This window comes from Frankia sp. CcWB3 (assembly GCF_977927595.1).
Map to the genome: position 1 here is coordinate 952 of NZ_CDWRCK010000212.1, position 6813 is coordinate 7764.

The window sequence follows — 6813 nt, forward strand, 5'->3', positions numbered from 1 at the left end:
GGAACGCCGGGCACCGAGCCGACCGGTACCGGAGCGGCACACACCCCGTGGTCGTCGCCAACGCCGCCGAAGGGGAACCCGAGAGCGCCAAGGACGTCACCCTGCTCACCGTGGCGCCCCACCTCGTCCTCGACGGCCTGCAGCTCGCCGCGGAGGCGGTCGGGGCCGACGAGGCCTTCGTCTATCTCAAACCCGGGCCGGCGGTCACGGCGGTCCGGCGGGCGCTGGCCCAACGGCGGGCCGCGGGCTGGGACCGGTTCACCGTCCAGATCCGGGAGGCTCCGGAGACCTTCATCGCTGGGGAGGCGTCGGCCGTCATCGCAGCCCTGGAGGGAGGGGCGGCCCGGCCGCGCGCGCACTGGCAACCGCTCGCCGAGGCCGGTTTCCACGGCCGTCCGACCCTGGTGCAGAACGCCGAGGCACTCGCGCACCTCGCGTTGATCGCCCGGTGGGGGGCCGGCTGGTTCCGCTCGGTCGGGACCGCCGAGGAACCGGGCACGTTCCTGGCCACCGTGACGGGAGCGGTCGCCGCGCCCGGTGTCGTCGAGATGCCGTTCGGCACCCCGCTCGGCACTCTCGCGCAGCTCGCGGGCGGCTTCACCGAGCAGGTCGGGGCCTTCCGGGTCGGCGGCTACAGCGGTGCGTGGCTGCCCGGCGGCCCGGGAACGACAATCGCGATGTCCCGAGCGGCGCTGGCGCCGTGGGGTGCCGCACCGGGCGCCGGAGTGGTCGCCGTCCTCCCGGCCCGGGCCTGCGGGCTCGTCGAGACCGCGCGCATCGTCGGGTACCTGGCCGCGCAGAACGCTGGCCAGTGCGGGCCATGCGCCAGCGGGCTGCCCCAGCTTGCGGACGCCGTGGCCGGGATGGCCCGAACGGATGGCGGGTCCGGCGGCCTGGTGCAGGGGGCTGGCGATCCGGGGCAGTCCGCCATCCGGGCGCTGCGCCTCGCCGCCCTGGTCGCCGGTCGCGGCGCGTGCCACCACCCGGACGGCGCGGCCCGCCTCGTGCACAGTGCGCTGCGCACGTTCGCCGAGGACATCCGGGCGCACGCCGAGGGCCGCTGCCTCGGCTCGGCCTGCGCCTCCTGACGACACCCATCCCGACCAGGCAGCGTCGACGAATCCGCAGGGAGACAGATGCCATGAACACCACAGATGCCATGAACACCACAAACGCCGGCGCAGCCTCCGGCCCGGCCCGGCTGTGGATCGACTGGACGGCATGTGACGGCCGCGGCTGGTGTGTCGAGCTGCTACCCGAGCTGCTGACCCGCGATCCGGCAGGTTATCCGCTGGCCCGCGGAACGACCGGACAGTCGACCCGAAAAATCACCGTCTCCACGGAGCTGATCGAGCATGCTCGCCGGGCGGCGGATGCCTGTCCCCGGCTCGCGCTGCACCTGCTCGCCGGCCAGGGACAGGGGTAGCCGGGCCCGGCGGCCGATGTCCGCTGTCTCGCTCGCTACATTACCGCCGCATTACCACTTGGCTAAAGCAGCGTTACTGCCGCGTGCCTGGGTAGCTGGCGGCCGCGAGGGCGAGGATCTCCTCACGGTCCTCGGCGAGCAGGAATCCGGTCACGATCGCGTCGTCGGTGGCCCGGGTGAAGGCGGCGAGATAGTCCTCGGCGCCGGCGGGGTAACGGGCGGCGAGTGTGGCGGAATCCAGCGGCCGGGTGGAGCCGAAGATGGCGGAGGCGTCGGTGGGGTTCTGCCCCAGGCCGGACAGGACGGCGATGGGAACGTCGACCCAGGGAGTGCGCACGCCACCACGGGCGATGCCGTCCGCGTCACGGAGAAGTACCGCCGGCTCCGTCGCGGCGGTTAGCAGGTGGGGCGCGGACGGGGGCGCGACACCATAACGGATCCAGTCGTCCAGCGCGGCAATCGCGGCCTGGGCGACATAGTGCTGCTGCAGGCCGCTGTTGATCGCAGCGGCGAACGGGACACCGAAAGGGGCGGCACTGGGCACCAGAAGGCGTACCAGCTCCGCAGCGGGCAGCGCACCGTCGTCACGGAAACCAGCCTTGAGCGTGTAGATGTCGACGTGCGCCGCGCCGGCGATCTCCCAGAGCCGGAACCGGTCGCTATCGGGTTGGCGGGCGCCCACGGCGCCGAGCACGCCGGCGACGTCGGTCTCGCTCTGCACGACCATCACGGGCACCGCGACGTCCGTGCGCAGCCGGACATCCCCGGCCAGGGTCGGGCCGCCCCGACCGTCGAGGGACGCCGTGGTCCCCGGGCGGCCCTGGACCAGGTAACCGTCGAAACCGCCATGACCACCGCCGGCAGCACGACTCCCACCACGGATGCCGCCGCCGTCGTCACCGCCGTCGCCGTCCCGCGCCGCGATGGTGTTGACATAGGTCACCAGAAAGAACGCCGCCTGGGATGCGCCTACGGCGATCATCCGCGCCGATCGAGGAGACCGCGACGCACGGTTTCCCCGGCCTGACGGAAGATGTCGAAGCTGTACGCGTCACCGGGATGGGACAGAATCGCGTAACGGGTGGGATCGGCACTCTTAAGCGACGGCACGATCGGCCACCAACCAGTACCGCGTTGCTCCCCGGCACCACCTTCGCCCGCATTACTGCCACTAGCACCACCGCCACCCGCATTACTGCCGCTAGCACCACCGTCGCCCGCAACGGCCCTCACTTCGACACCGGCCTCTTCGGCGGTCTCGATCCCTTCGATGCCGATGCGTTGCGCCGACACCCCCACCCAGGCGAAACCGGCGCGGAGCAGATGCCGATGCGTCGTGAGCCATGCGGCGGCGGCGTCCATTCCGGCAGAGACGTTCAACCATTCCACGACGGCCGTACCGTTGAAGGCGGTCGGGTCGGCAGGCCGGTAGACGATGAGACGGGTCCGAAACGGCGCCTGGCCGGCGACCACCACGTCCCACCTGCCATCAGAGGTGAGCGGACCCGTCGCGGCATAGGAGTCGGCGGTTCCGCTCACAAAGAACTCCTCCGCCAGATAGGGGACGTAATGAAGTAACAAATACGTGATCGAGAGCATCATCGCAGGTCACAGGCCTGTGGAGGGTTCGAAACGCGCAAGTTATTTCATTTCGACTCCATAGCCGATGGAGGCCAGCTCGAAAGACGTCGAGATCAGGCTCGCCTGGCCGGCGATCGGCCCGTCGACTCGCACCGACGCCATCTCCATCAGCTCCATCGATTCGGTTCCTCTCGCGCTCGCCGCACGGATCCACGATCCATCGTGCCGCACGCGAGCGCATCGAACCGATGGCCGCCGTTGCTCAGATGTCATATTCCGAGGACTTTTGACCTGTGACCGGGACGTAAATCCCGATCCGATGGTCAGGAGCCCCGTGGTCCGCGCGAGCCCCGATGAGGCCGTGTGGAGAGGTGCCACCTCCGGGCCGGTGTGCGGTTTCTCGCGGGGCGCGCCTGGCATGCCGCGACCACACCGCGCATCGGGAACAGGTACAGGTACAGGTACAGGTACGGCGTCATCGGACCACTCATTGGATTACCCGTCAGACCACCCATCAGACCACCCTGCCCCGGCCGTGCAGCCCGCACGTCCCTCGACGGCGGGCCGCACGTGTGCGGATGCGGCTCAGTGGCCGTGCGGAACGGCGCGGCACAGGATCACCCGGTCGAAATTCAGCCGGTGCCGTTCAGCCGGCGCCGAAGAGCCCCTGCGCGGGAAAACCGCCCGCGGGCGCGGCGGGCGGGACGGCGAACAGGGCGCTGGAGGTGTGCCGGATGAAGGTGTTCAATGCGTCGCCGGCCGCGAGGGTCCGCTGCACCGCGACGAACGCCGTACGCGGGTCGGCCTGGTAGGCCGTGAAGAACAGGCCGGCGTCCGGCTCGCCGGCTGAGTCCAGGCCGTCGTCATAGGAGTAGCCGCGACGAAGCATGGCGATCCCGCCGTGGAACGACGGGTGGGACAGCCGGGCATGGGCGTTGCCGGCGATCGCGAGACTGCCGTCGGCGGCGCGGGCAGTGAAGTCCGGCTGGATGGTCTCAGCGCCGCCCTGCCCCACCGGCGGTGCCGAGAGCGCGGTGCCGTCGGACTTGCGGCGGCCGATGACCGCGCTCTGAGCCGTCTCGTCCAGCCGCGCCCAGGCATCGAGCAGCATGCGGATGCGCCGGCAGACCAGGTAGGACCCGTCCCGCACCCATTCCGGCCCGTTGGACACCCACACCGCCCGGCCGAACTGCGGCGTGCCCGGTCCCGGGTTGTCCGTGCCGTCGATCTGCCCCATCAGGTTGCGCGGGGTGGACCCGGGGTTGAACGCGGCCGCCGCGGAACGAAGGAATCCCCGCTGGATCCAGCGGGGCCGGGCATCCTGAGCGGCGAGACGACGTATCTGCCGGGAAGCCGAGACCGCGACCATCGGATCCTCGGCGCAGACCTGCACGCCGAGATCCCCGCCGCTGCGCGCCGGATCGAGCTGGTCACCGGGCATCGCGGGGATGTCCGCGAGCTCCGCGGGTATCTGCGCGTCGAGGCCGGCGCGGCGCAGCGCGGACGCACCGAGCCCGATGGTGATCGTCAGTCCCGCCGGTCCGAGTCCCTGGGTGTCCCGCTCAGCGCCGTCGAGCGGCTCGCCTCGCATCAGCACCGCGGCGGCGGCCGTCCAGGTACGCAGCACCGCGGCGAGGGAGGCGCGGACCGCGGCCGGGCCGGACGTCGTCAGGTCGTAGGCGGTGAAGACGAGCTGCGCGGGAGGCCGGTCGGCGATTCCGGGCTGGTGACGGCCGTCACCCACCACCCCAGCCAGCGCCTCACGACGGACCACGGCGACGCGGTCCGGCCCGCCCGACTGGTCCTCCCGGGAACGTTCCGCGGCAACGGTGACACCGCTGTCGAGGGCCATGACTCCCCCGAGGCCTCCCCCGATCGCGACACCACCGCCGAAGCCGAGCAGCCCGGCGCCCCGCAGCACCCTGCGGCGGTGGGGACCGGTCGGGCGGTTCTCCCGGACCGCATCCGCCGCATCGGCGATATCCGTTACATCGGCAGCGTCCACCACATCCGTAATGTCCGACATACCCGCCCTACCGGCCCTATTGGACATACCGGTCTCAGACCTACCGGTTCCATCCGTCCTGTCGCTCACGGGATCCGTACCGGCGCCGCGGTGAGATCCGACATCATCCTCGGGCCGGCAATCCTCGGGCCGGCGTCAACGCGGCGATTGCCACCGAAGGACACCCGGATGAGCCGTCCGGTGAGGTGTTCGCATGGGTCATAGGGCAGTTCCACGATGTCCGTGAGAAGATGATCCGCCGTGGAGGGCGCCGTCGACCACTGCGGGACGCTCGGCACACGCCCCGGTCGACCGGGACTAACCCTCCATACTTCTCCGGGCGACGGGTTCGCCCCGGCCACGGGCCAGGCCCCATCGTGCACTCGAGTTCAGTCCGCGCAGCGCCCTGCGCACGGCCGGGTGCTGGCTGGCACGGTGCACCGGGTAGCGCCACGGCGGCTGTTCGCCCTGGCGCGACGCCATCGAGTAGGCGAACGACACCGGATCCTGATCGAGGTATGGGTCCACCCGTTCGAACCAGGCCATGCTCATCCGCGCCGCCGCCTGCAGAGGACCCAGGGCCGCCCGGCCCCGCCGGTCGAAATCTCGCAGCGCGGCCGGCAGATCGCCGCCGCTGTCGTACATGCTCTGCGCGAGCGCGACCGCATCGACGATCGCGAGCGCCGTGCCCGACCCGAAGGCGAAGTGCGTGGTGTGGGCGGCGTCACCGATCAACACGACGTTGTCGTGGTACCAGCTCCGGTTGGTGACATCGGCGAAACGCAGCCACCGCGCCGCCCGGCCGCGGCACTGGCTGATCAGCGGATGGCCGTCCAACGGACCAGAGAAGATCTTTTCCAGCATCCGCGGCGCGTCCTCGGCGCTCAGGCGATCAAGGCCGAGTCCCTTCCACGTCCGCTGGGAGCATTCCACAATGCAGGTGCTGATACCGGCGCTGGACGGATAGGCGTGGAACCAGATCCATCCTGCGGAGGTCCGTTCGAAGGCGAAGGTGAAGCTGTCGAATCGCTTGTCGGTGCCGAGCCAGATGTACGGGTTACCGCCGATCTCGACCTTGGTACCGAAATCGTCCTGGGCCATCTGGCGCACCCGGCTGTTCGCGCCGTCGGACGCCACGACGAGATCGGCGTCGGCGTACGGGCGCAGGTCGTCTACCTCGTGCCGGTACTCCACTTCGACGCCGAGATCGGTGGCCCGCCGGGCGAGGATCTCGAGCAGCGCGGCCCGCTGCAGGCTGAAGCCGTAGCCGGTGAGATATGCCGCCCGCGATCCGCCCAGACTGATCCGCTGCTCCTGCCAGAGAGTGGACGCAGCCCGCAGGGCACGAGCGCTGCCTGGGTCGTTCCGGAAAAGGACGTCCAGAAGGTTATCCCAATACACAACCCCCCAGCCGTAGGTCGCCCCGGGCGGGTCGCGTTCGAGGATTGTGATCTCCTGGCTGGCGTCACGGCGTTTCGCCGAGATGGCGAAGTACAGTCCTGCTGGTCCGCCGCCCACACAGACGATCCTCACCGCAGGTGCCTCCTCCGTGTTCCTCCTCGGCGTGACCCGGACGGCGGGTGGCAACGACCGTTCGCCGGCTCGTCACCACCGTCGTCCCCGGAGAGGAGCACCGCCAACGGATGTCGTGGTGCCCACTTGTCGGGCTGCCCGGTTACCCCGCATTGTCGGGTTTTCCGGTTTCCCGCATTGTCGGGTTACCCGAGTGTCAGATTGCTGGTCGGGTTGCTGGACTGTCGGGAGCCGGGATCACCAACGGCCCCAGCCACCCCAGCGGCCC

7 protein-coding genes are annotated in these 6813 nt (G+C 70.4%); 3 read left to right on the forward strand and 4 right to left on the reverse strand.

The features are described from left to right. Together ACY5KJ_RS15325 and ACY5KJ_RS15330 are read left to right on the forward strand one after the other, a co-directional pair. The coding region (locus ACY5KJ_RS15325; protein WP_462203653.1) for an NADH-ubiquinone oxidoreductase-F iron-sulfur binding region domain-containing protein at nucleotides 1-1088 on the forward strand (1088 nt) is incomplete at its 5' end. A 53-nt stretch (nucleotides 1089-1141) separates the two neighbouring features. Next, nucleotides 1142-1426 carry a ferredoxin gene (locus ACY5KJ_RS15330; RefSeq protein WP_462187169.1) on the forward strand — a complete coding sequence of 95 codons (285 nt, stop codon included), beginning with the start codon at nucleotides 1142-1144 and terminating at the stop codon, nucleotides 1424-1426. Between the two features lie 73 nt (nucleotides 1427-1499). Here ACY5KJ_RS15330 and ACY5KJ_RS15335 read toward each other — a convergent pair whose 3' ends face one another. From ACY5KJ_RS15335 to ACY5KJ_RS15350, 4 genes are all read right to left on the reverse strand, one after another. Next, a complete protein-coding gene (locus ACY5KJ_RS15335; protein ID WP_462187170.1) occupies nucleotides 1500-2408 on the reverse strand; it encodes an alpha/beta hydrolase domain-containing protein in 909 nt (302 codons plus the stop codon). After that, nucleotides 2405-3028, reverse strand: a complete 624-nt coding sequence (locus ACY5KJ_RS15340) for an alpha/beta hydrolase domain-containing protein (RefSeq protein WP_462187171.1) — start codon at nucleotides 3026-3028, stop codon at nucleotides 2405-2407. The genes ACY5KJ_RS15335 and ACY5KJ_RS15340 overlap by 4 nt, the downstream gene beginning before the upstream one ends. Nucleotides 3029-3653: 625 nt before the next feature. Beyond that, nucleotides 3654-5033: a Dyp-type peroxidase gene (locus ACY5KJ_RS15345; protein ID WP_462187172.1), complete on the reverse strand. Its 1380-nt coding sequence runs from the start codon at nucleotides 5031-5033 to the stop codon at nucleotides 3654-3656. A gap of 297 nt (nucleotides 5034-5330) precedes the next feature. Then, nucleotides 5331-6545: an FAD-dependent monooxygenase gene (locus ACY5KJ_RS15350; protein WP_462187173.1), complete on the reverse strand. Its 1215-nt coding sequence runs from the start codon at nucleotides 6543-6545 to the stop codon at nucleotides 5331-5333. Between the two features lie 47 nt (nucleotides 6546-6592). On the opposite strand from ACY5KJ_RS15350, the gene ACY5KJ_RS15355 reads away from it, so the two are divergent. Then, on the forward strand, nucleotides 6593-6813 hold a 221-nt coding region (locus ACY5KJ_RS15355), incomplete at its 3' end, for a hypothetical protein (RefSeq protein WP_462203655.1).

Excerpts from the sequence above, each read along its gene's own strand:
- ACY5KJ_RS15330 (WP_462187169.1), top strand. The coding sequence starts at position 1,142 with ATGAACACCACAGATGCCATGAACACCACAAACGCCGGCGCAGCCTCC.
- ACY5KJ_RS15335 (WP_462187170.1), bottom strand. The coding sequence starts at position 2,408 with ATGATCGCCGTAGGCGCATCCCAGGCGGCGTTCTTTCTGGTGACCTAT.
- ACY5KJ_RS15340 (WP_462187171.1), bottom strand. The coding sequence starts at position 3,028 with ATGATGCTCTCGATCACGTATTTGTTACTTCATTACGTCCCCTATCTG.
- ACY5KJ_RS15345 (WP_462187172.1), bottom strand. The coding sequence starts at position 5,033 with ATGTCGGACATTACGGATGTGGTGGACGCTGCCGATGTAACGGATATC.